Source organism: Thioclava dalianensis (genome assembly GCF_000715505.1).
Lineage (GTDB): Bacteria > Pseudomonadota > Alphaproteobacteria > Rhodobacterales > Rhodobacteraceae > Thioclava > Thioclava dalianensis.
This window is the reverse complement of the sequence record NZ_JHEH01000005.1, coordinates 130,662-156,033: the sequence shown is the minus strand read 5'-3', so window position 1 is coordinate 156,033 and position 25,372 is coordinate 130,662. Positions and strand designations below refer to the sequence as shown.

The 25,372-nt window shown below is 64.2% G+C and carries 28 protein-coding genes and 1 other RNA gene; 21 read left to right on the top strand and 8 right to left on the bottom strand.

The window, feature by feature from the left end; genetic code table 11:
• Positions 1 to 76: 76 nt before the first annotated feature.
• On the bottom strand, positions 77 to 1,381 hold the full coding sequence (locus tag DL1_RS06205) for a homoserine dehydrogenase (RefSeq protein ID WP_038063884.1): 1,305 nt from the start codon (positions 1,379 to 1,381) through the stop codon (positions 77 to 79).
• Positions 1,382 to 1,452: 71 nt separating this feature from the next.
• Complete coding sequence (locus DL1_RS06200; RefSeq protein ID WP_038063883.1) at positions 1,453 to 1,692, bottom strand: hypothetical protein; 240 nt, start codon at positions 1,690 to 1,692, stop codon at positions 1,453 to 1,455.
• Between the two features lie 112 nt (positions 1,693 to 1,804).
• On the opposite strand from DL1_RS06200, the gene DL1_RS06195 reads away from it, so the two are divergent.
• The 13 genes from DL1_RS06195 to DL1_RS06140 all read left to right on the top strand — a co-directional run bounded on the left by DL1_RS06195 (position 1,805) and on the right by DL1_RS06140 (position 11,815).
• Positions 1,805 to 2,392, top strand: coding sequence for a TetR-type transcription factor C-terminal domain-containing protein (locus tag DL1_RS06195; protein WP_038063881.1), 588 nt, complete (start codon positions 1,805 to 1,807; stop codon positions 2,390 to 2,392).
• A gap of 56 nt (positions 2,393 to 2,448) precedes the next feature.
• Positions 2,449 to 3,207, top strand: a complete 759-nt coding sequence (hisF, locus tag DL1_RS06190; protein ID WP_038063880.1) for an imidazole glycerol phosphate synthase subunit HisF — start codon at positions 2,449 to 2,451, stop codon at positions 3,205 to 3,207.
• Positions 3,207 to 3,515: a phosphoribosyl-ATP diphosphatase gene (locus DL1_RS06185; protein WP_038063878.1), complete on the top strand. Its 309-nt coding sequence runs from the start codon at positions 3,207 to 3,209 to the stop codon at positions 3,513 to 3,515. Before hisF ends, DL1_RS06185 begins: the two co-directional genes overlap by 1 nt.
• Before the next feature lie 163 nt (positions 3,516 to 3,678).
• Positions 3,679 to 4,710, top strand: a complete 1,032-nt coding sequence (locus DL1_RS06180) for an NADP-dependent oxidoreductase (protein WP_038063876.1) — start codon at positions 3,679 to 3,681, stop codon at positions 4,708 to 4,710.
• A 75-nt stretch (positions 4,711 to 4,785) separates the two neighbouring features.
• The gene (locus tag DL1_RS06175) at positions 4,786 to 5,235 is read left to right on the top strand and encodes a tellurite resistance TerB family protein (protein WP_038063874.1); all 450 of its coding nucleotides are present in this window, start codon (positions 4,786 to 4,788) and stop codon (positions 5,233 to 5,235) included.
• 140 nt (positions 5,236 to 5,375) lie between these two features.
• Positions 5,376 to 6,158, top strand: coding sequence for an ABC transporter ATP-binding protein (locus tag DL1_RS06170; RefSeq protein WP_038063872.1), 783 nt, complete (start codon positions 5,376 to 5,378; stop codon positions 6,156 to 6,158).
• 31 nt (positions 6,159 to 6,189) lie between these two features.
• Positions 6,190 to 6,918: a transporter substrate-binding domain-containing protein gene (locus tag DL1_RS06165; RefSeq protein WP_038063871.1), complete on the top strand. Its 729-nt coding sequence runs from the start codon at positions 6,190 to 6,192 to the stop codon at positions 6,916 to 6,918.
• 42 nt (positions 6,919 to 6,960) lie between these two features.
• Positions 6,961 to 7,842 carry an ABC transporter permease gene (locus DL1_RS06160; RefSeq protein ID WP_038063868.1) on the top strand — a complete coding sequence of 294 codons (882 nt, stop codon included), beginning with the start codon at positions 6,961 to 6,963 and terminating at the stop codon, positions 7,840 to 7,842.
• On the top strand, positions 7,839 to 8,666 hold the full coding sequence (locus DL1_RS06155) for an ABC transporter permease (RefSeq protein ID WP_038063867.1): 828 nt from the start codon (positions 7,839 to 7,841) through the stop codon (positions 8,664 to 8,666). Before DL1_RS06160 ends, DL1_RS06155 begins: the two co-directional genes overlap by 4 nt.
• 3 nt (positions 8,667 to 8,669) lie before the next feature.
• Complete coding sequence (locus tag DL1_RS06150) at positions 8,670 to 10,001, top strand: glutamine synthetase family protein (RefSeq protein WP_038063866.1); 1,332 nt, start codon at positions 8,670 to 8,672, stop codon at positions 9,999 to 10,001.
• A gap of 69 nt (positions 10,002 to 10,070) precedes the next feature.
• An RNA gene (rnpB, locus tag DL1_RS20795) (RNase P RNA component class A) lies at positions 10,071 to 10,494 on the top strand.
• 139 nt (positions 10,495 to 10,633) lie between these two features.
• Complete coding sequence (locus DL1_RS06145; RefSeq protein WP_051693365.1) at positions 10,634 to 11,053, top strand: DUF302 domain-containing protein; 420 nt, start codon at positions 10,634 to 10,636, stop codon at positions 11,051 to 11,053.
• Between the two features lie 51 nt (positions 11,054 to 11,104).
• A complete protein-coding gene (locus DL1_RS06140; RefSeq protein WP_038063863.1) occupies positions 11,105 to 11,815 on the top strand; it encodes a DUF533 domain-containing protein in 711 nt (236 codons plus the stop codon).
• A gap of 18 nt (positions 11,816 to 11,833) precedes the next feature.
• Here the strand turns inward: DL1_RS06140 and DL1_RS06135 are convergent, their stop codons facing one another.
• Complete coding sequence (locus DL1_RS06135; RefSeq protein WP_051693364.1) at positions 11,834 to 12,934, bottom strand: bifunctional transcriptional activator/DNA repair enzyme AdaA; 1,101 nt, start codon at positions 12,932 to 12,934, stop codon at positions 11,834 to 11,836.
• 192 nt (positions 12,935 to 13,126) lie between these two features.
• Here DL1_RS06135 and rpmG point away from each other — a divergent pair, with 192 nt between their 5' ends.
• Entirely contained in the window at positions 13,127 to 13,294 is a 168-nt protein-coding gene (gene rpmG, locus DL1_RS06130; RefSeq protein ID WP_011750518.1) for a 50S ribosomal protein L33, read from the top strand.
• 84 nt (positions 13,295 to 13,378) lie between these two features.
• On the opposite strand, the gene DL1_RS06125 is transcribed toward rpmG, so the two are convergent.
• Positions 13,379 to 14,455, bottom strand: a complete 1,077-nt coding sequence (locus DL1_RS06125; protein WP_038063861.1) for an AbrB family transcriptional regulator — start codon at positions 14,453 to 14,455, stop codon at positions 13,379 to 13,381.
• A gap of 199 nt (positions 14,456 to 14,654) precedes the next feature.
• Here DL1_RS06125 and DL1_RS06120 point away from each other — a divergent pair, with 199 nt between their 5' ends.
• From DL1_RS06120 to DL1_RS06100, 5 genes are all read left to right on the top strand, one after another.
• Positions 14,655 to 15,926 (top strand): imelysin family protein, encoded by a 1,272-nt coding sequence (locus tag DL1_RS06120; RefSeq protein WP_038064098.1) that lies wholly within the window; start codon positions 14,655 to 14,657, stop codon positions 15,924 to 15,926.
• A complete protein-coding gene (locus DL1_RS06115; RefSeq protein WP_038063858.1) occupies positions 15,927 to 17,396 on the top strand; it encodes a di-heme oxidoreductase family protein in 1,470 nt (489 codons plus the stop codon).
• Positions 17,396 to 18,388 (top strand): imelysin family protein, encoded by a 993-nt coding sequence (locus DL1_RS06110; protein ID WP_038063855.1) that lies wholly within the window; start codon positions 17,396 to 17,398, stop codon positions 18,386 to 18,388. Before DL1_RS06115 ends, DL1_RS06110 begins: the two co-directional genes overlap by 1 nt.
• Before the next feature lie 7 nt (positions 18,389 to 18,395).
• Positions 18,396 to 19,469 (top strand): DUF1513 domain-containing protein, encoded by a 1,074-nt coding sequence (locus tag DL1_RS06105; RefSeq protein WP_038064096.1) that lies wholly within the window; start codon positions 18,396 to 18,398, stop codon positions 19,467 to 19,469.
• Positions 19,470 to 19,586: 117 nt separating this feature from the next.
• Positions 19,587 to 20,093 carry a hypothetical protein gene (locus DL1_RS06100; protein ID WP_038063853.1) on the top strand — a complete coding sequence of 169 codons (507 nt, stop codon included), beginning with the start codon at positions 19,587 to 19,589 and terminating at the stop codon, positions 20,091 to 20,093.
• Here the strand turns inward: DL1_RS06100 and DL1_RS06095 are convergent.
• On the bottom strand, positions 20,077 to 21,138 hold the full coding sequence (locus DL1_RS06095) for an ornithine cyclodeaminase (RefSeq protein ID WP_038063852.1): 1,062 nt from the start codon (positions 21,136 to 21,138) through the stop codon (positions 20,077 to 20,079). The two genes, DL1_RS06100 and DL1_RS06095, sit on opposite strands and share 17 nt — an antisense overlap.
• A complete protein-coding gene (rocF, locus tag DL1_RS06090) occupies positions 21,138 to 22,064 on the bottom strand; it encodes an arginase (RefSeq protein ID WP_038063848.1) in 927 nt (308 codons plus the stop codon). The genes DL1_RS06095 and rocF overlap by 1 nt, the downstream gene beginning before the upstream one ends.
• Before the next feature lie 119 nt (positions 22,065 to 22,183).
• On the opposite strand from rocF, the gene DL1_RS06085 reads away from it, so the two are divergent.
• Both DL1_RS06085 and DL1_RS06080 read left to right on the top strand, forming a co-directional pair.
• Complete coding sequence (locus tag DL1_RS06085; RefSeq protein ID WP_038063846.1) at positions 22,184 to 22,615, top strand: Lrp/AsnC family transcriptional regulator; 432 nt, start codon at positions 22,184 to 22,186, stop codon at positions 22,613 to 22,615.
• A gap of 68 nt (positions 22,616 to 22,683) precedes the next feature.
• Complete coding sequence (locus DL1_RS06080) at positions 22,684 to 23,316, top strand: DUF3047 domain-containing protein (protein WP_038063844.1); 633 nt, start codon at positions 22,684 to 22,686, stop codon at positions 23,314 to 23,316.
• Here DL1_RS06080 and DL1_RS06075 read toward each other — a convergent pair.
• Both DL1_RS06075 and DL1_RS06070 read right to left on the bottom strand, forming a co-directional pair.
• On the bottom strand, positions 23,294 to 23,998 hold the full coding sequence (locus tag DL1_RS06075; protein WP_038063842.1) for a DUF2161 domain-containing phosphodiesterase: 705 nt from the start codon (positions 23,996 to 23,998) through the stop codon (positions 23,294 to 23,296). The two genes, DL1_RS06080 and DL1_RS06075, sit on opposite strands and share 23 nt — an antisense overlap.
• A gap of 56 nt (positions 23,999 to 24,054) precedes the next feature.
• The gene (locus DL1_RS06070; protein WP_038063840.1) at positions 24,055 to 25,308 is read right to left on the bottom strand and encodes an Hsp70 family protein; all 1,254 of its coding nucleotides are present in this window, start codon (positions 25,306 to 25,308) and stop codon (positions 24,055 to 24,057) included.
• Between the last annotated feature and the right edge of the window lie 64 nt (positions 25,309 to 25,372).

Genomic DNA, 25,372 nt, shown 5'->3' with positions numbered 1-25,372 from the left:
TCCGCGACGCGACGCACCGATGGCCCTGCGCGAAATTCGGGATGCCCAGCGAGAGATGGCGACGCCTCGGGAGCGCTCAGAGCTCTTCGATGCGGATTGCGACCGGCTCGCCCTCGACCACGCGGGTGGCGGGCAGTTGGGCGATGGCGAAGTCGATTGCCTCGCGCGTGGCCTTGTGGGTCACGATCAAGACCGGGGCTGCGGTATCGGCATGGCCATATTGGCGCATCCGGCTGATCGAGACGCCGGATTCGCCGAGCACCGTTGCGACCTTGGCCAGCGCGCCCGGCTTATCGGCCAGTTGCAGGCGCAGATAATAGGGCGCGGGTGCCGGGGCCATCGCAGGCGTGACCTGCGTCAGTGAGGTGGCGGGCTGACCGAAGGTCGGCAGGCGCAGCCCGCGCGCGATGTCCATGACGTCGCCCATCACAGCACTTGCGGTCGGGCCTTCGCCCGCGCCCGCGCCGCGCAGCACGATCTGGCCCACCGCATCACCTTCGAGCACGACCATATTGGTCCCGCCGGTCAATTGGCCCAGAGGCGAGGAGGCGGGCACGAGGCAGGGCGTCATGCGCTGCTCCAGCCCCCGGCGCGTCATCTGCGCCACGCCTAAAAGCTTGATCTTGTAGCCCATATCGCCGGCACGGCGGATATCGTCGATCGAAATCCGACCGATCCCCTCAAGCGTCACGGTGCTGAAGCTGACCTGCGTTCCAAAGGCGATGGCGGAGAGGATCGCGAGCTTGTGGCCCGCATCGATTCCACCGACGTCAAGCTGCGGATCGGCTTCGAGATAGCCAAGCTGGCGGGCCTCTTCGAAGACGGTGTCATAGGGCAGCCCCGCATCTTCCATCCGCGTCAGGATGTAGTTGCAGGTGCCGTTCATCACGCCCATGACGCGGCGAATGCCGTTGCCAGCCAGACCTTCGGTCAGGGCCTTGATGACGGGGATGCCCCCGGCGACGGCGGCCTCGTAGCGGATCACGCGACCCTCGGCCTCGGCCAGTTCCGCCAGCGCCTGCCCGTGATGGGCCAGCAGCGCTTTGTTGGCGGTAACCACGTCTTTCCCCGCGCGGATCGCGGCTTCGGTGGCATCTTTGGCGGGGCCTTGATCGCCGCCGATCAGCTCGACGAAGACATCGACATCCTCGCGCGTCGCAAGCGCCACGGCATCGTCTTCCCACGCAAAGCCCGACAGATCCGCGTCGCGGTTCTTCTTGCGGTCGCGCGCGCAGATCGCGGTGATCTCGACGGGGCGTCCGGCGCGCATGGCCAGCATTTCGGCATGGCGCTGCACGATCTTGACGACACCGATGCCCACTGTGCCAAGCCCAGCAATGCCGAGGCGCAAGGGCTGGTCGGAAGGGGCGGCGGCGGACATAGGCGAACCTCGTGGAAAAGGAGAATTTGCGACCTGTTAGCCGAGAAGTGCCTGCCGTGCAACGCCGTGTGTCACTGAGGCTGCGTGCCCTGCGGGGGGCTGGCATCACTCACCGAGGTCTTGCGCAGCTGGGCTGCGCGGGCGCGCAGGCTGTCGGCGCGGGCGGCAAGCTCGGGCGCGGGGTTCGGGGGCACCGGCTCATCGCTCAGCAGGCTGTCCATCGGAACCAGCTTGGGATAGGGCGCGCCGCCCCCCCCTGCGCATCCGGCAATCAGGGCAGTCACGAACAAGAGGGCGGGGATGCGCAGCATGGTCTCTCCTTGGCTTGCGCGTCAGACTATGGCGCAAATTCGGGCAGTACCAGAGCCGATTGCCGGGGTTTTCGGGTTTGCCGCTGAACGGATGTTCAGTTAAAACCTGAGCATGGCACGCAAGACCGGTTCACATGCTCAGATCACAGGCCCGAAGATCCGCAGCGAGGCGCTGCGCCTCTTTGCGCGGCACGGCTTTGCGGCCGTCTCGATGCGCCAGATCGCGGCGGCGGTCGGGGTTCAGGCGGGCGCGCTTTATCTCTACACGCCCGACAAGGAAGCGCTGCTGTTCGATCTGCTCAAGACCCATATGGACGAGTTGCTGGAGGCTTGGGCGGGCGAGCCGCGCGGGGCAGGGCCTGTCGAGGCGCTCGAGGCCTTCGTGCGCTTTCACATCCGCTTCAACCTCAGCAGGCCCGATGCGGTGTTTCTGAGCTATATGGAGCTGCGCAATTTGGGGTCTGCGAATTTCGTCATGATCGAGGATCTGCGCAAGGCCTATGAGCGCGAGCTGGAAGAGATCCTGATCGCAGGTCAGCAAGCGAAGGTCTTTGCGATCCCCGATACCAAGCTTGCCACGATGGCGCTGATCGCGATGCTCACGGGCGTCACGACATGGTTTCGCGAAGGCGGGCGGCTCAGTCAGGCGCGCATCGCTGCGATCTATTGGGACATGGCGCGCAAGGCGGTTGGCGCGTGATGCCCCTTTGCCTTGCCGCCGCTTGACGCTAAGAAGGCGCCAAAGGAGCGCCGATCATGCTGAAAACCCGGATCATCCCCTGTCTCGATGTGGCCGATGGGCGCGTGGTGAAGGGCGTGAACTTCGTCAATCTGATCGATGCGGGCGACCCGGTCGAGGCGGCAAAGGCCTATGATGCGGCGGGCGCGGATGAGCTGTGTTTCCTCGATATCCACGCCACCCACGAGAATCGCGGCACGATGTTCGATCTGGTCACCCGCACCGCCGAGCAATGTTTCATGCCGCTGACAGTGGGCGGGGGCGTGCGCACGCTGGAAGATGTGCGCGCGCTGTTGCTTGCGGGCGCGGATAAGGTCTCGTTCAACTCAGCCGCTGTCGCCAATCCCGATGTGATCGCGCAGGCCGCCGACCGGTTCGGAAGCCAATGCATCGTCTGCGCCATTGACGCCAAGACCGTGGAGCCCGGACGTTGGGAGATCTTCACCCATGGCGGGCGCAAGCCCACGGGCATCGATGCGGTGGAGTTCGCGCGCATGGTGGCCGATAAGGGCGCGGGAGAAATCCTGCTGACCTCGATGGACCGCGATGGCACGCGGTCGGGCTTCAACCTGCCGCTGACACGCGCGATTTCCGATGCGGTCGAGGTGCCGGTGATCGCCTCTGGCGGGGTCGGCACGCTCGATCATCTGGTCGAGGGGGTCACGGAGGGGGGCGCGAGTGCTGTGCTGGCCGCCTCGATCTTCCATTTCGGAGAATTCACGATCCGCGAGGCCAAGCAGCATATGGCCGATGCGGGCATAGCGGTGAGGATGTAATGGGCGTTCTGGAACAACTGGCAGCCACGATCGAGGCCCGCAAAGGGGCCGATCCCGAGACCTCATGGACCGCCAAGCTGCTGTCGAAAGGGCCTGAGAAGGCGGCTGAGAAATTCGGCGAAGAGGCGGTTGAGGCGATCATCGCCGCTGCCAAGAATGACCGCGAGAATCTGACCTATGAAGCGGCGGATGTGCTCTATCACCTGTTGGTGATGCTGGCGGCCCGTGATGTGAAACTGGCCGATGTTCTGGCCGAGCTGGAACGGCGCGAGGGCACCTCCGGCATTGCCGAGAAAGCCGCGCGCTAAGGGGTGGCGGCGGATCGGGGGGCGCTGCCCCCCGGCTGAGACACCTTGCGGTGCGTCAGCTCCCCCTGGGATATTTGGATCAAGAGGAAGGGCCGCCGGTTTTTGGGGCCCTTTTCCTTTTCCGGCCACAGCCTAGGTGAGAGGAAACCCACAGGAGGCCCCGATGGCGCAGACCAATCAGACGAACCGCAGATTCGTGCTCAATGAGCGACCCAAGGGCGCGCCGGACGCGAACACGTTGCGGCTTGAGACGGTGGATATCCCAAAGCCCGGCGCGGGCGAGATGCTGTTGCGCACGGTCTATCTCTCGCTTGATCCTTATATGCGCGGGCGTATGTCGGATGCGAAATCCTACGCAACCCCGGTCGAGATCGGCGGTGTGATGACCGGGCAGGTCGTGGCGGAGGTGGTGGAAAGCCAGCTCGACGGGTTTGCCAAGGGCGATTACGTGCTTTCGGGAAGCGGTTGGCAGGATTACGCGATTTCCGATGGCGCCCAGGTGCTCAATCTCGGGCGCGCGCCTGAGAACCCGTCCTGGTCGCTGGGGATCCTCGGGATGCCGGGCTACACCGCCTATGCGGGGCTTTTGAAGCTGGGCGAGCCGAAGCCCGGAGAGACAGTGGTGGTGGCTGCGGCCTCGGGCCCGGTGGGCGCGACCGTGGGCCAGATCGCAAAGATCAAGGGCTGCCGCGTCGTGGGCGTGGCCGGGGGCGCGGAGAAATGCGCCCATGTCGTCGAGGCGCTGGGCTTTGACGCCTGCATCGATCACAAGGCCGAGGATTTCGAGGCGCAGCTGGCCGCCGCCTGCCCGGACGGCATCGACGTCTATTTCGAGAATGTCGGGGGGCGCGTGCTGTATGGCGTGCTGCCGCTGCTAAACCCGTTTGCGCGGATGCCGGTGTGCGGGATGGTGGCGTGGTACAATCTCACCGGCGCGCCGGAGGGGCCCGATCACGGGCCGCAGATCCTGTCCACGATCTTGCGGATGAAGGTGAAGGTTCAGGGCTTCATCATCTTCGACAGCTTCCCGATTGAGCTGTACCAAGAGTTTTCGGAGGCGATGACCGGTTGGCTCAAAGAGGGCAAGGTCCGCTACAAGGAGCAAGTGGTCGAGGGGCTGGAGGCCGCACCAGAGGCCTTTGGCGACCTGCTGGCCGGGCGCAATTTCGGCAAGATGGTCGTGAAGGTCGGCTGAGGCGCGGGCAGGGGCGGGTGCGGTTTGACTGGCTCGTGACTTGCCCTTTGGCCCTGCATGCCTATTTGTAATGTTATGTTTGGACGTCTGATCAATATTCTTCACGATCCCGACCCGGCCGATTCACGGCTCGGAGGGGATGATCGCGAGCTGGCCTTGGCGGCTTTGCTGGTGCGGCTTGCGCGCTCTGACGAGAACTATGAGGACGCCGAGAAGGACCGCATCGACCGGGTGCTGGGCGCGCGCAACGGGCTGGACCCGGCGGCGGCGCGGGATTTGCGCCTGCGGGCCGAAGAGGTCGAGGCGGGTGCGCCCGACACGGTGCGCTTCACACGCGCGCTGAAAGATCGTGTGGCCTATGAGGACCGCTCGGGTGTGATTGAGGCGCTTTGGGACGTGGCCCTGGCCGATGGTGAGCGCGATGCGCAGGAAGATGCGCTGATCCGGCTCGCGTCGAAGCTCTTGGGGGTGAGCGATGTCGATTCGGCGCTCGCCCGGCAGCGCGTCGAGGCGCGGCGCGGCTGATCACGCTGGCTTGAACGCCTGAATTTTTGGCCTCTGCCCGCGAAATCGACTTGTTTCGCTAGGTCACCGGTGCTCTGCCCGTTGCAATCTGCCGTGATTTCGCGCCAGATTGACCAAATGGACAACGAGAAGCCCCCTGCGTGACCCCGACAGACACAGCGCCCGTCATCGAGATTCGTGATCTACACAAGAGCTACGGCTCGCTTGAGGTGCTCAAGGGCGTCTCGATCAAGGCACCGCGCGGCCATGTCGTCTCGCTGATCGGCTCTTCCGGCTCTGGCAAATCCACGCTGCTGCGCTGTTGCAATCTGCTTGAGGACAGCCAGTCCGGCGAGGTGCTGTTCGAGGGCGAGGGCGTGCATTGGAAGGGCCAAGGCCTTGCCCGTCGCCCGGCGGATCGCAAGCAGGTCACGCGGTTTCGCACCAATCTGTCGATGGTGTTCCAGCAGTTCAATCTCTGGGCGCATATGACGATCTTGCAAAATGTGATGGAAGCGCCGGTGACGGTGCTGGGGCGTGATCGCGCTCAGGTCGAGCCTTTGGCGCGCGAATTGCTGGCCAAGGTCGGCATCGGCGACAAATGCGATGCCTATCCGGCGCAGCTTTCAGGTGGCCAGCAGCAGCGCGCGGCCATCGCGCGGGCGCTGTGCATGGAGCCCAAGGCGCTTTTGTTTGACGAACCCACCTCGGCGCTCGATCCAGAGCTGCAACAAGAGGTGGTGCGGGTGATCAAGGATCTGGCGGGCGAGAGCCGCACGATGATGCTGGTGACCCATGACATGCGGCTGGCACATGACGTGTCGGACCATGTGGTCTTTCTCCATCAGGGGAAAATCGAGGAAGAGGGCCCGCCAGAGGCCCTGTTTGGCGCACCGAAATCGGAGCGCCTGCAACAATTCCTGTCGGCCTCAGTGCCGGCGTGAAGACAATCAAGTAAGATAACAGGGGAAACCAATGAAGAAACTTATTCTGACCGCAGCCGCTCTGATCCTCAGCGCAGGGTTTGCCGCGGCCCAAAGCACGACCGTGCGCATGGGCACCGAAGGCGCATACCCTCCCTACAACTTCATCGACGATAACGGGCAGGTTGCGGGCTTTGAGCGCGAGCTGGGCGACAAGCTGTGCGAGATGGAAGATCTGACCTGCACTTGGGTCACGAATGACTGGGATTCGATCATCCCCAACCTGCTCTCGGGCAACTACGACACGATCATGGCAGGCATGTCGATCACCGATGAGCGCAAGAAATCCATCGACTTCACCCAGGCCTATTATCCCCCGGCACCCTCGGCCTATCTGGCGATGACGCCTGATGCCGATATCAAGGGGGGCGTGATCGCGGCTCAGACCGGCACGATTCAGGCCGCCCATATCTCGGAAACCGGCGCGACGCTGGCCGAATATGCGACGCTCGATGACACGATTGCCGCTGTGAAAAACGGCGAAGCCGATGCGGTGTTTGCTGATAAGGACGCGCTCAAGCCCTTCGTGGGCACCGATGGCTTCCAGTTCGTGGGGCAGGACATCCCGCTGGGCGAAGGGATCGGCATCGGTCTGCGCAAATCCGACACCGAGCTGAAAGCCAAGCTCAATGACGGCATCAGCAAGATGAAGGCGGACGGTTCGCTCAACAAAATGATCAAGAAGTATTTCGGCGACGATGCGCTGACCTTCTCTAACTGATCAGGCAGGGGGCGGGCCGCGGGTCCGCCCCCAACCTCACATATGTTTTCAATGTGCTCAGACCCTTCCGCGCTGCATGGCCTGTCATGGATGCTTTGCTACATGACGACGGGCAAGCAGATCATGTTCTACGGCTCCTTTGGAATCGTGCTGCTTTTGCTTGCGATCACCGCGCCTGTCGCGCTGTGCTTCGGGTTTGGCGGGGCGCTGGCGGCCCGCTCGAACTTCATGCCGCTGCGGATCATTGGGCGGGCTTATATTGCGATGGTGCGGGGCGTGCCCGACATCATCTTTTTCCTCTTTGTCCCGATCGCGATGGATCAGGGGATCGAGTACCTGCGCAACCGCTGGAAATGTCCGGACTGGAACCAGCCGGTCTGGGCGGGAAATGAGTTCCATGTCTGCGCCGCCGCCAAGATGCCGCTCAATTCCGCGCCGCAGTTCTATCACGAGGCCTATGGGTTCGGGCTGGCGGTGATCGCTTTCGCGGTGGTCTACGGCGCGTTTGCTGCCCAGGTGCTTTACGGTGCGATGCAGGCGGTGCCGCATGCGCAGCTTGAGACCGCAGAGGCTTACGGGATGACCCGCAGGCAGATGACACGGCGCGTGCTGATCCCGCAGATGTGGTCCTATGCCGTGCCCGGCCTGTCCAATCTGTGGATGATCCTGATCAAGGCGACGCCTTTGCTGTTCTTGCTGGGCATCGAGGATATCGTCTATTGGGCGCGCGAGCTGGGGGCCACGAAATCCAGCATCTACGCCTATCCGCATGGCGACTGGCGGCTCTATTACTTCCTCGGTTTGCTGGTGTTCTATCTGGTGATGACCAAGCTGTCCGAGATCGTGCTGGCACGGATCAATCGGCGCCTGTCGATGGGGCAGGCCACGGCGGGCGGCGAAGCGCTGCGAAAGGCGGGAGCATGAGCTGTCTTCAGACCATTGCAGATTACGGGCTGCGCTCTGTCGGGATCGGCGAGCGGCTACTGCCGCGCTCGGATTTCACCATGTGCCAGCAATTCACGCTGATCGGCTCGGGCATGGTGTGGAACCTCTATTTCGGCATTCTCGCGCTGCTGTTCGGGTTTTTCCTCGCGACAACTCTGGCGGTTGCCAAAAGCGTCGAGAGCCGCTGGGTGCGCAAGCCCGCCGAATGGTTCATCTTTCTCTTCCGTGGCTCGCCGCTCTTTATCCAGTTCTTCCTTGCCTATGAGGCCTTCGCGATGCTGCCCCGCGCGGGCATCCCGATCCTCGGGCTGACGGTGGATACGAACTGGATCACGCGGGCTTGGGCGGGTGCGCTGTTCGTGCTGTTTCTCAACACTTCCGCCTATGCCGCCGAGATCTTCTACGGCGCGTTACGCTCGGTGCCCAAGGGGGATCTGGAGGCCGCCGATGCCTATGGCCTGTCGGGCTGGTCGAAGTTCCGGCGGGTGACATGGCCCACCATGCTACGGCTCGCATGGCCGTCTTACACCAATGAGGCGATCTTCCTGTTTCACGCCACAACGCTGGTGTTCTTCTCGGGCTTCCCGGCATTCCGACAAGAGGGCGATGCGCTCTATTATGCGAAGTATTTTGCCGACAAGACCTTCAACCCTTTCATCCCCTATCCGATCGCGGCTTTCTATTTCATCCTTCTGACGCTATCGGTGATCGGGATTTTCGGCTTAATCAATCGCCGTCTCAACCGTCATCTGTCGCGCGAACGGCGCATGAAGATGCGGTTCAGGCCGCAAATAATCAGGTGACATATGGACTGGCTGAATGAGCATCCCGATGTACGCACGATCCGTGTGGCAGCGGCGGATCTCAACGGTGTGGCGCGGGGCAAACGCTTGCCCGCGCGCTTTGCGCCCAAAGTCTTCAGTGAAGGCACGCGCTTTCCGTTTTCGGTGATGAATCTCGACATCTGGGGTGAGGATATCGAGGACAGCCCGCTGGTCTTCGATTCCGGTGACGAGGATGGGCTGTTGATGCCGACCGAGCGGGGCTTTTTGCCGATGCCGTGGCTCGAGGCGCCCACCGCGCTGTTGCCGATCTGGATGTTTCATATGGATGGCCGCCCCTATGCGGGCGATCCGCGTCAGGCGCTGGCGCGGGTCTGTGAGCGCTACAAGGCGAAGGGGCTCACGCCGGTCGTGGCGACGGAGCTGGAATTTTTCCTGATCGATGACAGCGGCAAGACCCTGCGCGTGCCGCCCAGCCCGCGCTCGGGTAAGCGGCGCTCCGGCGGCGAGGTGCTGAGCCTGCGTGCGCTAGATGCGTTCGATATTTTCTTCACCGAGCTCTACGATGCCTGCGAGGCGATGGATATCCCCGCCGACACCGCGATCTCGGAGGCCGGGCCGGGCCAATTCGAGATCAACATGTCGCATCAATCCGACGCGCTCAAAGCCGCCGATGATGCGTGGCTGTTCAAGATGCTCGTCAAAGGCTATGCGCGCCGCCACGGTTTTGCCGCCTCCTTCATGGCCAAGCCCTATGACGAATGGTCGGGCAACGGGATGCATATGCATTTCTCGGTGCTCGATGCGGATGGCAACAACATCTTCAACGATGGCTCGCCGCGTGGCTCGGATAAGCTGCGCCATGCGGTTGCGGGGTGCCTGTCGGCGATGCCGGGCTCGACCCTGATCTTTGCGCCGCATGAGAATAGCTATGACCGGCTGGTGCCCGATGCCCATGCGCCCACAGGGATCGCCTGGGCCTATGAGAACCGCACCTCGGCGCTGCGCATCCCGGCCTCGGGGCCTCAGGCGCGCCGGATCGAGCATCGCGTGGCGGGTGGGGATGTGAACCCCTATCTCACGATTGCCGCCGTGCTGGGGGCAGCCCTTGAGGGGATCGAGGACGGGATCGAGCCGCCCGAGCCGATCAAGGGCAATGCTTATGCGCTCGATCTGCCGCAGATGCCCACCGAATGGGGCGCCGCGATTGAAGCCTTCACCACCTGCCCGATGATTAAGCGGATCTTCGAGAAGGAGCTGATCGACAATTTCGCGATGACCAAGCGCCAGGAGCTGCATTACATGGCCGAGCTCTCCGAGCTTGAGCAGACCGAGCTTTATCTCGATACGGTCTGACGCAGCATGCTTGTCCGGTGCGATTGCGCGATTGACCGGGACGCCGCGATTGCCTATGGCATCGGTCGCGCGGATGGCCGGATGACCGCGAGTGTTCATAGCTCTGCCTTAGTGGATAGCTGAACGCTCGAGGAAAGTCCGGACTCCATGAAGTGACGGTGCCGGGTAACGCCCGGGCGGGGCAACCCGACGGAAAGCGCCACAGAAAATAAACCGCCCTGTGATCTGCCTTGGTGGGCCACACGGGTAAGGGTGAAACGGTGGGGTAAGAGCCCACCGCGGGGCTGGTAACAGGCCCGGCATGGCAAGCCCCACCGGGAGCAACGCCGAATAGGGATCGTGTGCCGCCCCGGCAACGGGTGACGGCAGGGGAACTTCGCCCCGAGCGATCCGGGTTGGCGGCTGGACCCTGTGAGCAATCGCAGGGCGAGAGGAATGGTCATCCAGAGGGGCAACCCTTGGACAAAATCCGGCTTACAGGCCATCCGCGCAAATTAGGTTCCCTGCAGGAATGCCTTGATACCTGTGCGCTCAGGCAGCCCTTGTCTGCGCCTTGTGAATTGATTTCCACGGGTCTCAGGGTCAGCTTGGTATTATAACGAAAATCTACAATAACGGAGGAGGACCCGATTATGGGATTTACGCTCGATACGGTGCTGGATGCGGATTTCGACACGGTCGAAACTCAGGTGCGTTCCTGTCTGAATGATGCAGGTTTCGTCGTGCTGACAGAGTTCAACGTGTCCGCCAAGATCAAGGCGAGCGTCCACAAGGACATCTCGCGGTTCAAGATTTTCGGGATCGGGAATTCTCAGCTATCCTATGAAGCGATCTGTCTGGTCGCGAAAGTGGGGGTCTTGCTGCCTTGTAACATCGCGCTGCGCGAGGTCGAGGGGGGCGTCGAGGTCTCGGCGGTCGATCCGGTGGTGCTGCTGGGTGTGGTGAAAAACCCTGATGTCGACAAGCTCGCACAGGAGATGCGTCGCAGGTTGGCAGCCGCTCTCGAGTGCCTGAGCGTCTCGGCGAAATTGAGCGAAACTACTGGAAATTGAGGCTGATCCGCGCAACTCTGATCTGAGTTTCAGCTTCAATTGGGGGAAATCATGAGTTTCGTGAAAACCTTGGCGACGCTCGCCGTTGGATTTGCCGCGGCAAAAGGCGCGCAGAAGTTCAGCCAGATGGGCGGCCTGCAAGGCATGAAGGAGGCTTTGGGCAATGCCGGAAAGCCCTGCGGTATGGCCGATCAAATGGGCGATATGGCCGAAAAGATGGGCGTGCCGGGAGGCCGGGACACGGTGCGCGATCTGTTCTCGAAATTCGGCACTCAGGCGGCCTCGGCCACAGGCGCCACTGAGGCTGGGCTGAGCTCGTTGATGGGCGCGTTCACCGGGGCAGCCTCTGCCGGGGCCGGGGGCTTGGGCGGCATGCTCAGCGCAGTGACCGGCGGCACGCCTGCCGAACCCGCGATGGAGGATCAGGCCAAGCTGATGATCCGCGCGATGATTCAGGCCGCCAAAGCCGACGGTCAGATCGACGATCAGGAGCGCCAGACGATTCTCGATCACCTGTCGGATGCCTCTGATGACGAGATCGCCTTCGTGAAGGCCGAGCTGGATGCGCCGATCGATGTGAGCGGGCTGGCCAATGACACCGCCGCGCATATGAAAGCGCAGGTCTATTCCGCAGCGTTGATGGCGATCACCGTCGATACCGAGGCCGAGAAGCAATACTTGGCCAATCTGGCTGCCGCATTGGGTCTTGAGGCTCAGAAGGTCGCCGAGATCCACAAGGCGATGGGCAAGCCGCTCGTCTGAGCTGGACCTGCCTTTGCATCATGCGGGCCCGGGAGAAATCCCGAGGCCCGCGTTTTTTGGTCCGCGTTGGGGGGCGTAGGCGCGCTCGATCTCGATCAGGCGCTGCTTGCGCCACAACCCGCCGCCATAGCCCGTCAGACTGCCATCGGCCCCGATGACGCGATGGCATGGCACCATCAGCGCGATCTGGTTGGCACCGTTGGCCCGCGCGACAGCGCGGCTGGCGCTGGGCTGTCCGATGGCTTCAGCAATCTGAGAGTAGCTGCGAGTCTCTCCCGCCGGGATCTCGCGCAAAGCCTGCCAGACGGCGCGCGCGAACGCCGAGCCGCCCTGCGCCAGCGGGGTTTCAAACCGTGCACTCCGCCCCTCGAAATAGGCGCTCAACTCGGTTTCGGCCTGAACGGTCGGCGCGAGACGCCCCACGCCGATGCCGCCCGGTGTCGATTTGCGCAACGCGGTCAGCTCGGCGGGCAGCGCCTTGCGGTCGAGAAATTCCAGCAGATGCAGGTGGCGCGCGCTGCTCACCGCGATCATGTCGCCAAGCGGCGTGGCGATCCAGCTGGCCTGCAAGGCCGCGTCGCGCGACAGCGCGCCCGGGGCGCAGCCGATCAGCTTTGCGAAGGCCTGCCGGAAGGCACTGGGCGAATCGAAGCTGGCCTCGTGCTGGGCTGTGATCACCTTCGCCCCTTCGGAGAGCGCGGTGAAGCCTTCGCGCAGGCGCCGTTGTCGGGCCATATCGAGAAACGTCATCCCGAAATGCCGCTTGAAGGCGCGCCGCGCGGTGGACGGGTCGAGCCCAAGCGCCACGATATCGCTTTCATACCAGCGCCGCCCCGGATCGGCCTCAAGCGCTTCGAGCAGTTTCGCGATCACCGGCTCGGCGCGCGCGGCGGCCTGCATCGGGTGGCAGCGTTTGCAGGGGCGAAACCCGGCCTCGATACAGGCCCCGATCGTGTCGTGAAACGTGCAGTTCTGCGCCAGCGGCTTGCGCGCGGGGCAGGTAAGACGACAAAAAATCCCGGTCGTCGCGACGCAGACGAAGGCCTGTCCGTCAAAGCGGGCATCGCGCTCAAGCAGCGCGCGGTAGAGCGTGGCGTGATCTGGTAAGGTGAACAACATGGCCCCGATCCTAGCATCGGCGCGCGGGGGCTGCGTCGGAAATCGGGCGTCGATTTCACTTTCCTGCGCCCCGCGATGGGTTTCTGAGGGGCGCGCTGGGTTTTGCTGTTGACTCCGCAGGGCACATGGCTAAAAGGCGGGCTTCAAGGATTCCGCGGGCGCGGTTTGTTGCCCGGAGCTAGGAGAATTAAAATGGCGAAGCCGACGACGATCAAGATCCGTCTGAACTCGACGGCGGGCACCGGGCACTTCTATGTGACCAAGAAGAATGCCCGCACCATGACGGAAAAAATGACCGTGAACAAATACGATCCGGTCGTGCGCAAGCATGTCGAATACAAAGAAGGCAAGATCAAGTAAGATCGCCTCTTTGACCGAATGCAGGGCCGTACCTTTGGGTGCGGCCTTTTGCATGCGCGGAAGGGGCGGCTCGGCCGAGGCCGCTCAGGCCGGGGCGCGGGGCCGCGACAGGTAGCGTGCGAGTGCCGGACCCAAAAGCAGCACCAGCAGGAATCGCCCGATCTGCATCGCCATGACGAAGGGGATGTCGACCTGAGTGCCCGCCGCGATGATCGCGACAGAATCGGCCCCCCCTGGGCTGGTCGCGAGATAGGCGGTGACCGGGTCGATCCCGGCAAAATGCACCAGCAGCAGTGAGAAGCAGGCGCAGAGCGCGATTAGCGCGATGATGGAGCCTAGCACCAGCGGGAGCGCGCGAGCGGCATGGCTCAGCACTTCGCGGGTAAAGCGCATCCCGATCCCCCAGCCGACAATCGCGTAGCACAGGGCGAGGACGGGCTGGGGCAGGGCGATCGTGCCGAGCCCCGTGAGGTTGTAGATCATGCCCACGACAAGCGGTGTCAGCAGCCCGCCGCCGGGGATTTTCAGCTTCCAGCCTATCACCGCCGCGCCGGTCGCAATCGCGATGGTCTTGATCACGTCGAGGGCCTCGAGGCTTTGGGAGGCGTGGCTCACCGTCACATGGGTGCTGCCCGAGGCGCCGAAAATCTTGACCACGGCGGTGGCGGCAATGGCGCAGCAGGCGACGCGCAGATATTGCATCATCGCGACCAGCCGCATATCGGCGCCGTAGCTCTCTGACATCAGGGTCATCGCGGTCGCAGCACCCGGTGAGGAGCCCCAGATCGCGGTTGTGCCCGGCAGCAATCCGCTGCGCGATAGCAGCCAGCCAAAGCCGCTCGCGCCGAGGACGGTCGAGAGCACGCCGAGCAGAAAAATCGGCCAATCCTGTGCGATCTCGGCAAAGATCGCAGGCGGGAGCTTGGAGGCCATCATCATGCCCACCACGCCCTGCGCCATGACGAAGACGATTCTAGGGGCTGCAACCGCGCCCCCAGAGGCGGCCAGCGCAATCGCTACAATCATCGGCCCAAGCAGCAAAGCCGCGGAAAGATGCGCGGTGCTGAGCGCTGCCGCCAAAAGCGCCGACCCCACGATCAGCGCGCCCCAGCGCAGCGGGACGGGCCATTGGGCGGGGTGCTTCAGCGCGGTCAGGGGCATGCGTGTGGGTCCAGTCTCGGGTCGGTCGATTTTCGGGACAGATAGCGCGTTTCGGTGGATGACCAACAGGGCGCATCGTCCAATTTGCCCAAGGGAAAGCCTACTAAAATAATCGTCTTTACAATTCTTAGTGAACAGGTCAGGTATTCACGAAGCCTCGGGAGAGAGGCTCGGGAGTATGAAAAACAAAGGGACCACTATGAAACGGATCATTCTCGCCCTGCTGGCTGGCACGGCGCTGGGGGCACAGCCTCTGGCCGCGCAGACACAATCCATCGACCCGGCGGCCGTCATCGACACCTATGCCGATATCGCGCAGGCCGGATATGCCGACAGTCTGAGCACTGCAAAAGCGTTGCAAGCCGCCGTCGCCACACTGATCGCCAACCCCTCTGAGGACAGCCTTGAGGCAGCCAAGCAGGCTTGGATCGCGGCGCGTGTGCCCTATCAGCAGACCGAGGCGTTCCGGTTCGGCAATGCCATCGTGGATGACTGGGAGGGCCGCGTGAATGCGTGGCCGCTTGATGAGGGGCTGATTGATTATGTCGACCCGAATTCTGCTGCGATCAACGAAGAGAATGACTACGCCTTGCTCAATATCATCGCCAACAAGACGGTGACAATTGGCGGGCAGAGCGTCGATACCAGCGAGATCACGCCCGAGCTGCTATCGGGCACGCTGCACGAGGCCGAGGGGATCGAGGCCAATGTCGCCACCGGCTATCATGCGATCGAGTTCCTGCTCTGGGGGCAGGATCTGAACGGCACCGGGCCGGGGGCGGGCGCGCGGCCCTATACCGACTATGTTCAGGGCGCGGATTGCACCGGCGGCAATTGTGATCGCCGTGCGGCCTATCTTCAGGCGGCGGCCGATCTTCTGGTCCGCGATCTCGAAGAGATGGTCGCCAATTGGGACGATGACGGCGAGGCGCGCACCGTGCTTGAGGCCGATCCTGCCGATGGCGTATCCGCGATTCTGACCGGCATGGGCTCGTTGTCGTATGGCGAGTTGGCGGGCGAGCGGATCAAGCTTGGCCTGTTGCTACACGATCCCGAGGAAGAGCATGATTGCTTCTCCGACATGACCCATCTGAGCCATTATTATGACGGTCTCGGCATTCGCAACGTCTATACCGGGCGCTATACCCGCGTTGATGGCTCGACCGTCTCGGGGCCGTCACTGTCCGACCTGGTGCGCGCCGCCGATCCCGAAGTCGACACGGCCCTGCGCGGGGACTTGGAGTCTTCGGTTGCAGCACTTGGCGCGATGAAAGAGGCGGCTGAAGGCGGTATGGCCTACGATCAGATGCTCGCGATGGGCAATGATCAGGGCAAGGAGCTGATCGAGGGTGCTGTGAGCGCGCTTGTGACCCAGACCCGCAGCATCGAGCGGGCCGTGGCAGCCCTCGGGGCGCAGGCGACGGTGGAAGGCTCTGACAGCCTTGATGATCCGAATGCTGTCTTTCAGTAAATGAGGGTTTGGACGGTGATCGGAGCGGCAGCCCTCGGGCTGTCGCTTGCCTCTGTGGCGGGGGCAGAGCGGCGCGGGCCCCCCGAGCCGTTCTTGCCCGTTCTGCCGCGCACGGCCTCCGAGGCCGCGCGGGTGGCGGAGGTGACCGCGTGGCCGCAAGACTTCAGCGCGCCGCAGCGTTTTGAGGCCAAGCCCGGCGGGATCTCGACGGTGCGCGATGCGGGCGCGCAGCCGCTTGCGCAAATCTCGCCCGCAGTGCCGCCGGAGAGCGGTCTTGCTTTTGAGTTGGGCCGGGCGCTCTTTGAAAAGCTCTGGGTCGCCGCGCCCAGCTCGACGCGGGGCTCTGACGGGCTCGGGCCCCATTACAACGCGCGTTCCTGTGCCGGGTGCCATCCGGGCAACGGGCGCGGCCAGCCGCCCGACGGCTCGGGCGCTCTGAGCGGCTTTGTCGTTCAGCTTTCGGTGCAAGGTCCAAACGGGCCTGCCCCCGCGCCGCTGCTTGGCTGGCAATTGCACACCCGCTCGGTGCCGGGACTTGCGCCCGAGGGGCAGATCGCGCTGCGCTGGCAGACCCACCTCGTCGCGCGCAACGGTGAGGGGCCCGCAGAGCTGCGCCAGCCCCGCGTGACTCTGACTGGCGCGACGCTGCCCAAGGATCTGCGGATGTCGCCGCGTGTCGCCCCGCCGCTGATCGGCATGGGGCTGATCGAGGCTGTCCCCGAGGCGTCAATCCGTGCGCTGGCCGATCCGCGTGATGCCGATGGCGACGGAATTTCGGGGCGCGTGGCCGAAGTGCCTTCGATGGCATTCGGCGGGACGCGGCTCGGGCGCTTTGGCCCCAAAGCCGCCCAGCCCAGCCTGCGCGACATGGTGGGGCAGGCGATGCTCACCGATATGGGCCTCTCATCGCCTGACTTTGCCGATCCCGCGGGCGATTGCACAGCGGCCCAGATAGCCTGCCGCGCCGCGCCGCATGGCGAGGAGGCGGGCCTGCGCGATGGGCGCGAGGTGTCGGGGGCCGCGCGCGATGCGCTTGTGAACTATGTCGCGAATCTGGCGCTGCCGCCGCGCAAAACGGTGCGGGACGTCTTGCCCGGCAAGGCGCAGTTTTATGCGGCAGGCTGTGCCTCATGCCATCAGCCCGCCTTCGTGACCGAACGGCTCAAGGGTGATCCCGCTCTCTCGTTCCAGCTGATCTGGCCTTATTCTGACCTGCTGCTGCATGACATGGGCGACGGATTGGCAGATGATCGCCCCGAAGGCAGCGCCTCGGGGCGCGAATGGCGCACCGCGCCGCTTTGGGGCTTGGGGCGCAACAGCACGGGCCGCTATTTGCATGACGGTCGTGCGCGCTCGCCGCTTGAGGCGATCTTGTGGCATGGTGGCGAGGCACGGGCGGCGCGCGACCGCGTCATCGCGATGGAGCCCGGTGCGCGTGCCGAATTGATAGAGTTTCTGGAGAGCCTGTGATGCGTTTTCTTCCTTTCTTTCTGAGCCTGACGCTTGCGGGACTTGCGGCTTTGCCGCTGCGTGCCGATGTGCCCGAGGCGGTCAATAAAGTGATCTTGCCGGATCTTGCGGCCTTCACCCAAGCGACGGAAGGCTTGGCCCGGACGGCGTCGCAGGGCTGCGATGCGCAGGCGCTCAAGGCCCCGTGGAATGCGGCGTTTGATGCCTGGCTCAAGGTCCAGCATTTTCGTATGGGACCGTTTGAGGAGGGCGGGCGCGGGCTCGCCATTGCCTTTTGGCCTGATCCGAAAGCGACCGGTGCGCGGCAGATGCGTGCGCTGCTGGCCGCGCAGGATCCGCAATTCGTGACACCGGAGGGCGCTGCGCGCCTCTCGATTGCGGCGCGCGGCTTATACGGGCTGTCCACCCTGATTTGGCAAGCGCCGCAGGGCGATTACGCCTGCAAGCTGCGCGCGGCGCTGGCGGACAATCTGGTGCGAATGGCGCAGGCGATGGAGGACGGCTGGCGCGGTGGCTTTGCCGAGCAGCTGCTCGATCCCGGCGCCGATGGTCACACGCTTTATCTCACCCAAGACGAGGCGCGGCAGGCGCTGTTCACTCAGCTCATCGCGGGGCTGGAGTTCAACGCAGATCAACGGCTTGGGCGTCCCTTGGGAAGCTTCGATCATCCGCGCCCCAACCGGGCCGAGGCGATTGCCGAGGGGCGCAGCCTGCGCAATGTCACGCTCTCGTTGCGCGCGCTGAAGACGCTGTCGGACGCGCTTGCGCAGGGGTTGGGGGCGACGCCGCAAACCGATGCGGCTTTTGCGCATGCCTTGCAACTGGCCGGGGATCTGGACGATCCGGTATTTGCCGGGGTGGAGACACCGGCGTCGCGCTTGCGCATTGAGATCTTGCAGCAGGCGGTGCGCGACATCCGCGCGAAGGCCACTGGCGAGATCGGGGCGCTTTTGGGCGTCAGCACCGGGTTCAATTCGGCGGATGGAGATTGAGATGGTGATGCAAAGACGCAGATTTCTGGGGGCCGCACTCGCGGCCTCAGCAGTCCCGACACTGAGCTGGGCCGATGCAGGCAATCCGGCCTATCTTGCCGCCGCCAAAGAACCCGATGGCAGCTATGCGCTTTATGGTCTGGGGGCGGACGGTCAGCCACGATTTCGTCAGCCCTTGCCTGGGCGTGGTCATGCGGCGACGGCCCATCCCGCGCGCCCCGAGGCCGTGGCCTTCGCGCGTCGTCCGGGCACGTTTGCGCTGGTGCTCGATTGCGTCGATGGGCGGGTGCTGGCCCGTCTTACCCCGCCGCAGGGCCGCCAATTCAACGGGCATGGCGCCTATTCGGGCGATGGCCGCGTGCTTTATACGTCCGAGGTCGTGGCCGAGGGCTCAAAGGGGATGATCGGGCTGTGGGACGCCGCGCGCGGCTATCGGCGCTTGGGCGAGATCGAGAGCCACGGCATCGGCCCGCATGAGATCCGGCGTTTGCCCGGTTCCGAGGTGCTGGTCGTGGCCAATGGCGGGATTGAGACCGACCCGCAGGACCGCACGCCGCTCAATCTGGATCGGATGCGGCCAAATTTGGCCTATGTCTCGCCCGAGGGTCAGCTTCTCGATCAGGTCGAATTGCCCGAGCTGCGGCAAAACTCGATCCGGCATCTTGCGGTGCGGGCCGATGGGCAGGTGGCCTTTGCGATGCAATGGCAGGGCGATCTGTTCGAGCCGGTGCCGCTTTTAGGTCTGCATCGGCGCGGTGCGCTCCCGGTTCTGGCCCAGCCCTTGCCGGGAGAAGAGCTTGCGATGAAAGGCTATGCCGGCTCGGTCGCCTTCGCGCCGGGCGGGCAGAACGTCGCGATCACCTCGCCGCGCGGCGGGCGGGTTCAGGGCTTTGGCCCCGATGGCACGGCGCTTTGGTCGGTGGCGCGCGCCGATATTTGCGGGCTCGGTCCGGGGCGGGCAGGCTTTGTCGCGACCGACGGGCAAGGCGTCGTCGCCAGTCTGGAAGGCGGGGCGCTGCGCGTGTTGACCCACGCGCCGCTGGCATGGGACAATCACCTTGTCGCGCTGACCCAAGGCTAAAACATGTCGAAATAGCTCTCTTCTGGAGAGTTTGATCGCAGTGTTAAAAGACATATGGCTTAGGGATCTGCGCGTTTTGCAGACCGTAGAGCCTATGTTCCTGTCGGAGAGTGCCCCATGTCTGCGCGCGCAGCCCCCGCGACACATCACGTCCTTATTCTGGGCGACGTGCCCGCGCGCACTTTGGCCATTGTCGAGGCGGTCGCTGCGCGCCACCACGCGCGGGCGCTCGATTCGGGGATGTACCGCCCGAAAGAGGGGCGCGTGGCGCTGCGGGCGGGGGCGCCGCTTGAGGCGCTCAGTCGGGCGCGCTGGATCTCTCGTGTGGCGCAAGAGGTGCTTCGGGTCGGGCTGATCGGCCGCAAGCCGGTGATTTGCGGCTTTGAGACGCTGACCCGTGCCGAGCGCGATGTTCTGCGTGGACTGTTGCCCGGCGTGTCGATCATCCGCCTCGCATATGCGCCCGAGACGCGGGCCGCACAGCCGAAGGACATGCAGGCCGCAGCCCATCCAGAGGATGTGCTGGACTGCGATCCCGCGCAGTCCGAGGCGGCAATTCTCGATCAGATCAGCGCCTATCTTGCAGGCGAGGCCGGTCGCGCGCCGGTCAACCCGCCCGCGTAAGCATGCCAAACAGATCGCGCGTGTCGTCGGGATCGGCCAGCAAATCGAGCGGCTGGAAGAAGTCACTCCCCGCGATCTTGTCGTGGATGTAGCGTAGCGCCGAGAAATCCTCGATCGCAAATCCCACGGAATCGAACAGCGTGATCTGGCGCGCATCGCGGCGTCCGGGGATTTCTCCGCGCATCACCTGCCACAGCTCGGTGACCGGATGATCGGGCGCGAGTTGCTGGATCTCGCCCTCGATCCGCGTCTGCTCGGGATATTCCACGAAGATCTCGGCCCGGGTGAGGATATCGGGGTGCAGCTCGGTCTTGCCGGGGCAATCGCCGCCGATCGCGTTGATGTGCACGCCCGAGCCCACCATGTTATCGGTCAGGATCGTGGCATATTGCTTATCGGCGGTGCAGGTTGTGATGACCTGCGCGCCCTCGACGGCCTCGGCAGCCGCCTTGCAACTCACCACGTCAAAGCCTTGTCCGCGCAGATTGCGGGCGGCTTTCTCGGTGGCCTTCGCGTCGATGTCATAAAGCCGGATGCGGTTGATCCCCGTGAGCGCGCGGAAGCCGAGCGCTTGGAACTCGCATTGCGCGCCATTGCCGATCATCGCCATCACCTCGGCCCCTTTGGGGGCGAGATAGCGTCCGACTAGCGCCGAGGTCGCCGCCGTACGCAGCGCGGTCAGCACCGTCATCTCAGACAGAAGCATCGGATAGCCGGTCGCGACCGAGGAGAGCACACCGAAGGCCGTCACGGTCTGATGCCCGCTTTTGCCATTGCCCGGATGCCCGTTCACATATTTGAACGCGTAATGGTCGCTATCGGCTGTGGGCATCAGCTCGATCACGCCGTCCTGTGAATGGCTGGCCACGCGCGGGGTCTTGTCGAAGTCGGGCCAGCGGCGGAAATCCTGTTCGATATAGCCCGCAAGCTCAGTGATCACCTGCTCGGCGCCGAGCGTGTTCACAAGCCGCATCATGTCTGCGACCGAGACGAACGGCACGAAGGCAAGCTTCGAGGGGGCGGGGGGTGTCGGAATGCGGCTCATCAATAGCTCCGGGTCATGCGGTCGAGAACGCGGCGGCCAAAGAGGCTCGCTGTAAAGTCGCAGAGCAGCCTTGCGGTGCGCCCGCGCTCATCGAGGAAGGGGTTCAACTCGACCAGATCGAGCGAGGAGACGAGGTTGCTGTCGCAGAGCTCCTCCATGATCAGATGCGCCTCGCGGAAGGTCGCGCCGCCGGGAACGGTGGTGCCAACTGCGGGGGCAATCTGGGGGTCGAGAAAATCCACGTCGAAGCTCACATGCAAAAGCCCGTTGGCCGCCCGCACGCGTGCAAGGAAGGCGCGCAGGGGCGCAAGCACGCCTGTCTCGTCAAGCGCGCGCATGTCATGCACCTCGACCCCGATCTCCTTGATACGGGCGCGTTCTGCCGGATCGACCGAGCGGATGCCCATCATGCAGACATGGCGCGGATCGACCGCATGGGCGAGCGGCGGATAGGCTTCGAAATCCGGCTGGCCGGTGAAATAGGCGACCGGCGTGCCGTGCAGATTGCCGCTTTCGGTCGTCATCAGTGTGTGCAGGTCGGGATGGGCGTCGAGCCAAAGCACGAAGAGCGGACGGCCCAAGCTTGCCGCATGCGCCGCGATCCCGCTGACCGTGCCGGCTGCCATCGCGTGATCGCCGCCCATGAAGACGGGCAGGTCATGCTCTGCGGCGGCCTTTTGTGCGGCCGGGGCCAAGGCTTTGATCCAGGCGCAGGTCTCGGCCAGATCATGGATGGCGGGATTGGCATGGGGCATCGGCTCTTGCGGGGCGATTGTCACATCGCCCAGATCGGTGACCTCCCAATCCAGCTCGGAGAGCACAGCGGCAAGCCCGGCGGTGCGCAGGGCGGCAGGCCCCATGATACAGCCCGGCTGCGAGGCCCCGGTCTGGATCGCGGCGCCGAGTAGTGAACAGGTGCGTGACATATTGGGTCTCCCTTGTTGCGCCCAGAGTGCCAGAAGGCGTGCGCGCTTTGCTCTTGGCAATTTGCCCAAACCGGATCAATCTTTGATCACTTTGGATAGCTCTCTGCGCAAGGTGGCCAATGACAGACCGTCCCGACCCGATAGATCGCGCCCTGATCGCGGCGCTGCGCCAAGATGCGCGGCTGAGCGTGACGGATCTTGCCCACAGGCTTGGTGTGTCGCGCACGACCGCGCGGCAGCATTTGCAGCGCCTGATGGATACCGGGCGGATCCGGCGCTTTACGATTGAGACCGATGTGGATGCCGAGGGGCAGGTGCGCGCGATCACTCTGGTGCAGTTGCAGGGCCGGATGTCGCGCGCGGTGATCCGGGCGCTGCACCGGATCGCGGATGTCTCGACCGTTTATGCGACGAATGGCAACTGGGATCTGGTGGCCGAGATCCATACCGATACGCTGGCCAATTTCGACCGGGCCCTGCGTGAGATCCGCGAAATCCCGGGCGTGACCAATAGCGAAAGCTGCCTGTTGCTGGCCCCTGTCGTGGAGTGAGGGGCGGGCCAAAGTGATCGATCCGCCGCGCGATTGCGTAGCTCTCACAGGCCATCAGGGAGAGTTTCATGAAAACGGGTCTTGCAGTTCTTGCGCTTGTGCTGGTGCCGACGCTGGCCGCCGCCGTGCCGTTCGGAAACTGGAAGGAGCAGCGCTTTTCGCTGTTTTCCAGCAATGACTGGTCACAATCTGCGCGCGGTGTGCAGGTTCGCTCACAAAGCGCGGTGTCGCTGATCTGGACCCGCGTGCCGCCCGCGCAAGGACAGGCCACGCGCGCAAGCTGGGACTGGCGGGTGTCGCAATCGGTGCCTGCCACGGATCTGACCCGCAAGGGCGGAGATGATCGCGACCTCTCGGTCTATTTCGTGTTCATGCCGCAGGCGGTGGCAGAGGCCAATCGCGGCGCCAGCATCCGCAAGCTGCTTGGGATCAAGGAGGCGCGGGTCTTGATGTATGTCTGGGGCGGCGAACATGCGCGCGGAGCGGTTCTGCCCACGCCCTATCTGGGCGCGCGGGGGCGCACGGTGATCTTGCGCAAGGCGGGCACAGGGGCGCATCGCGAGAGCGTCGATCTGGCCGCCGACTATCAGCGCGCCTTTGGCGAGCGCAAAACCACGCTGGTCGGGCTCGCGCTCTCTTCGGATAGCGATGATACCGATAGCCGCGTGCAGGCCGCGCTCAGCGATCTGGAGCTGAACTAGGCTCTGCGCCTTGGAGCGTGGCGATTTCGTCGGCATGGGCGCACAGCGCCTCGTGGCCCTTGGGAGAAAGCGCATAAAGTCCGCGTGCGGGATGATCGAACCAGCCGTAGTGATCGTCGCGCATCAGCGGACCGGCCCGCGCAATCCCGAGGGCTTTGGCGAGAGCTGAGGGTTTTGAGGGGCCTTGCGCCTGCAGATAGGCCGCGCAGCGCAGCGCATCCTGCCGATAGGCAGTCATGCGCAAAACGCCCGTGGTGCCGCCCACATTGGGATCGCCCACGCGGCGCTCGAATTCGCGCAGCAGACGACCGACCGCCTTTGTGTTCTTGCGCGGGGTGTAATCGCCCGGATCGAGATGCGCCTCGACCTTGTCCGCGTCCACATCGACGGCAAGCAGCCCCAGCCCGAGCCTGCGGCAGAGCCGGGTGATGTCGCGGTAGCGCAGCTTCCAGCCCCGCTCGGACGAGACCGGCACGGCAAGATAGACGTGATCGCTGAGGGTCTGGCGCGCGATGCCCTGAAAGATTAGTGCCAGCGAAAAGCTGGTCTTTAGCTCGACCACGAGGGGCGGCTCTGCGCCGCGCTGGGCCATCACGTCACAGGCACCGATTTCGGCTTTCACCTCGTAGCCCTGCGCTTCGAGATAGGCTTTCACGGCGGGGTAAAGATCGGCTTCGCGCATCGGTCCTCCGGGCGGTTCGGACCTCAGATGTAGCGGGGTGGGCCGCGCAAATCTACCTAATGAGGCGCGGTGGCCAGCGCCAGCCCGTCGACCACGGCGGTGAAGGCATCGGAGCGCTCAAGGGCTGCATGCGGACACAGCGCCTGCGCCTCCTGCGCGACCAGCCCCATCAGGCTTGAGCCGCCAACGAGGATCACCGCGTCGATCTGCGCCGCGTCCAGCCCCGCCATCTGCAGTGTCTCGGTCATTGCCCCCCGCAGATCGCCGCGATAACCCGACAGCGCGGCATCAAGGCTCTCGGGCGTGATCGCGGCGTTCAGGTCTTGCGCGATGAATCCCATATCAATCGCAGCGCCGGTGCCGGAATTGGCCGCGATCTTGCCGCGCTCGACCGAAAAGGCCAGCTCGTGGCCAAGCTGCGCCTCGATCACCTTACGCAGCCGCGTCATCGCGGGCCGGTCGGTGGCGTGTTTTTGCATGTCCTCCACCGCTCGCTCGGTCTCGCGGCTGTAGAGAAACGGGATCTTCGCCCAGGTCGACAGCTCGACATAGATCGCGTTGGGCACCGGGAGCAGCCCCTCACCCAGTGTGCGCGTCAGCGTGCCGCCATGGCCCAGATGCGGCATTACATGCGCCATCGAGACGGCCTGATCGAAATCGGTCCCGCCCAGCCGGATCCCGTGGCTGGCCAGCACTTCGATCCGCGACGGCCCGCGCCGAAAGACCGTGAAATCCGAGGTGCCGCCGCCGATATCGACGATCAGCCCGGTCTCGCCGGTCATCCCATGCGCGCGCGCGCTGAGGGCTGCGGCCTCGGGCTCGAACAGGAACTCCACGCTCTCGAACCCTGCGGCCAGATAGCAGGCGCGCAGATCGGCCTCGGCCTGTGCGTCGCGGTCCGGGTCGTGGCTGTGGAAATGCACCGGGCGGCCCGAAAGCGCGCGGGTAAAGCGGTGGTCGGTCTGGGCCTCGGCGCGCTTGCGCAGGACGGTCAGGAATTCCGTCACGATTGCTGAGAGCGTGCGCCGCTTGCCGCCGATCAGCCGCTTTTCATGCAGCAAGGGCGCGCCCAGCACGCTTTTGAGCGCCCGCATATAGCGCCCCTCGTCGCCTTCCAGCAGCGCTTCGGCTGCGGCTGTGCCGATCAGCATCGAGCTCTCGTCGGTCGGAAAGAAGACCGCCGTGGGCAGGGTCTGGGCCTCGGCCTCGATGGGGATGTGGCGAACTGCGCCATTCTCAAGGATGGCGGCTGCGGAATTCGAGGTACCAAAGTCGATGGCGAGTATGGGGGCGAGCGTGGGGGCGGTCATGGGGGCTGCCTCGTCAGGGTCGAAAGGCTGCGCAGCTACGCATTTTCGCGCCCCGCTTCAAGGG

Excerpts from the sequence above, each read along its gene's own strand:
- DL1_RS06205 (WP_038063884.1), bottom strand. The coding sequence starts at position 1,381 with ATGTCCGCCGCCGCCCCTTCCGACCAGCCCTTGCGCCTCGGCATTGCT.
- DL1_RS06200 (WP_038063883.1), bottom strand. The coding sequence starts at position 1,692 with ATGCTGCGCATCCCCGCCCTCTTGTTCGTGACTGCCCTGATTGCCGGA.
- DL1_RS06195 (WP_038063881.1), top strand. The coding sequence starts at position 1,805 with ATGGCACGCAAGACCGGTTCACATGCTCAGATCACAGGCCCGAAGATC.
- hisF (WP_038063880.1), top strand. The coding sequence starts at position 2,449 with ATGCTGAAAACCCGGATCATCCCCTGTCTCGATGTGGCCGATGGGCGC.
- DL1_RS06185 (WP_038063878.1), top strand. The coding sequence starts at position 3,207 with ATGGGCGTTCTGGAACAACTGGCAGCCACGATCGAGGCCCGCAAAGGG.
- DL1_RS06180 (WP_038063876.1), top strand. The coding sequence starts at position 3,679 with ATGGCGCAGACCAATCAGACGAACCGCAGATTCGTGCTCAATGAGCGA.
- DL1_RS06175 (WP_038063874.1), top strand. The coding sequence starts at position 4,786 with ATGTTTGGACGTCTGATCAATATTCTTCACGATCCCGACCCGGCCGAT.
- DL1_RS06165 (WP_038063871.1), top strand. The coding sequence starts at position 6,190 with ATGAAGAAACTTATTCTGACCGCAGCCGCTCTGATCCTCAGCGCAGGG.
- DL1_RS06160 (WP_038063868.1), top strand. The coding sequence starts at position 6,961 with ATGTTTTCAATGTGCTCAGACCCTTCCGCGCTGCATGGCCTGTCATGG.
- DL1_RS06155 (WP_038063867.1), top strand. The coding sequence starts at position 7,839 with ATGAGCTGTCTTCAGACCATTGCAGATTACGGGCTGCGCTCTGTCGGG.
- DL1_RS06150 (WP_038063866.1), top strand. The coding sequence starts at position 8,670 with ATGGACTGGCTGAATGAGCATCCCGATGTACGCACGATCCGTGTGGCA.
- DL1_RS06145 (WP_051693365.1), top strand. The coding sequence starts at position 10,634 with ATGGGATTTACGCTCGATACGGTGCTGGATGCGGATTTCGACACGGTC.
- DL1_RS06140 (WP_038063863.1), top strand. The coding sequence starts at position 11,105 with ATGAGTTTCGTGAAAACCTTGGCGACGCTCGCCGTTGGATTTGCCGCG.
- DL1_RS06135 (WP_051693364.1), bottom strand. The coding sequence starts at position 12,934 with ATGTTGTTCACCTTACCAGATCACGCCACGCTCTACCGCGCGCTGCTT.
- rpmG (WP_011750518.1), top strand. The coding sequence starts at position 13,127 with ATGGCGAAGCCGACGACGATCAAGATCCGTCTGAACTCGACGGCGGGC.
- DL1_RS06125 (WP_038063861.1), bottom strand. The coding sequence starts at position 14,455 with ATGCCCCTGACCGCGCTGAAGCACCCCGCCCAATGGCCCGTCCCGCTG.
- DL1_RS06120 (WP_038064098.1), top strand. The coding sequence starts at position 14,655 with ATGAAACGGATCATTCTCGCCCTGCTGGCTGGCACGGCGCTGGGGGCA.
- DL1_RS06115 (WP_038063858.1), top strand. The coding sequence starts at position 15,927 with ATGAGGGTTTGGACGGTGATCGGAGCGGCAGCCCTCGGGCTGTCGCTT.
- DL1_RS06110 (WP_038063855.1), top strand. The coding sequence starts at position 17,396 with ATGCGTTTTCTTCCTTTCTTTCTGAGCCTGACGCTTGCGGGACTTGCG.
- DL1_RS06105 (WP_038064096.1), top strand. The coding sequence starts at position 18,396 with ATGCAAAGACGCAGATTTCTGGGGGCCGCACTCGCGGCCTCAGCAGTC.
- DL1_RS06100 (WP_038063853.1), top strand. The coding sequence starts at position 19,587 with ATGTCTGCGCGCGCAGCCCCCGCGACACATCACGTCCTTATTCTGGGC.
- DL1_RS06095 (WP_038063852.1), bottom strand. The coding sequence starts at position 21,138 with ATGAGCCGCATTCCGACACCCCCCGCCCCCTCGAAGCTTGCCTTCGTG.
- rocF (WP_038063848.1), bottom strand. The coding sequence starts at position 22,064 with ATGTCACGCACCTGTTCACTACTCGGCGCCGCGATCCAGACCGGGGCC.
- DL1_RS06085 (WP_038063846.1), top strand. The coding sequence starts at position 22,184 with ATGACAGACCGTCCCGACCCGATAGATCGCGCCCTGATCGCGGCGCTG.
- DL1_RS06080 (WP_038063844.1), top strand. The coding sequence starts at position 22,684 with ATGAAAACGGGTCTTGCAGTTCTTGCGCTTGTGCTGGTGCCGACGCTG.
- DL1_RS06075 (WP_038063842.1), bottom strand. The coding sequence starts at position 23,998 with ATGCGCGAAGCCGATCTTTACCCCGCCGTGAAAGCCTATCTCGAAGCG.
- DL1_RS06070 (WP_038063840.1), bottom strand. The coding sequence starts at position 25,308 with ATGACCGCCCCCACGCTCGCCCCCATACTCGCCATCGACTTTGGTACC.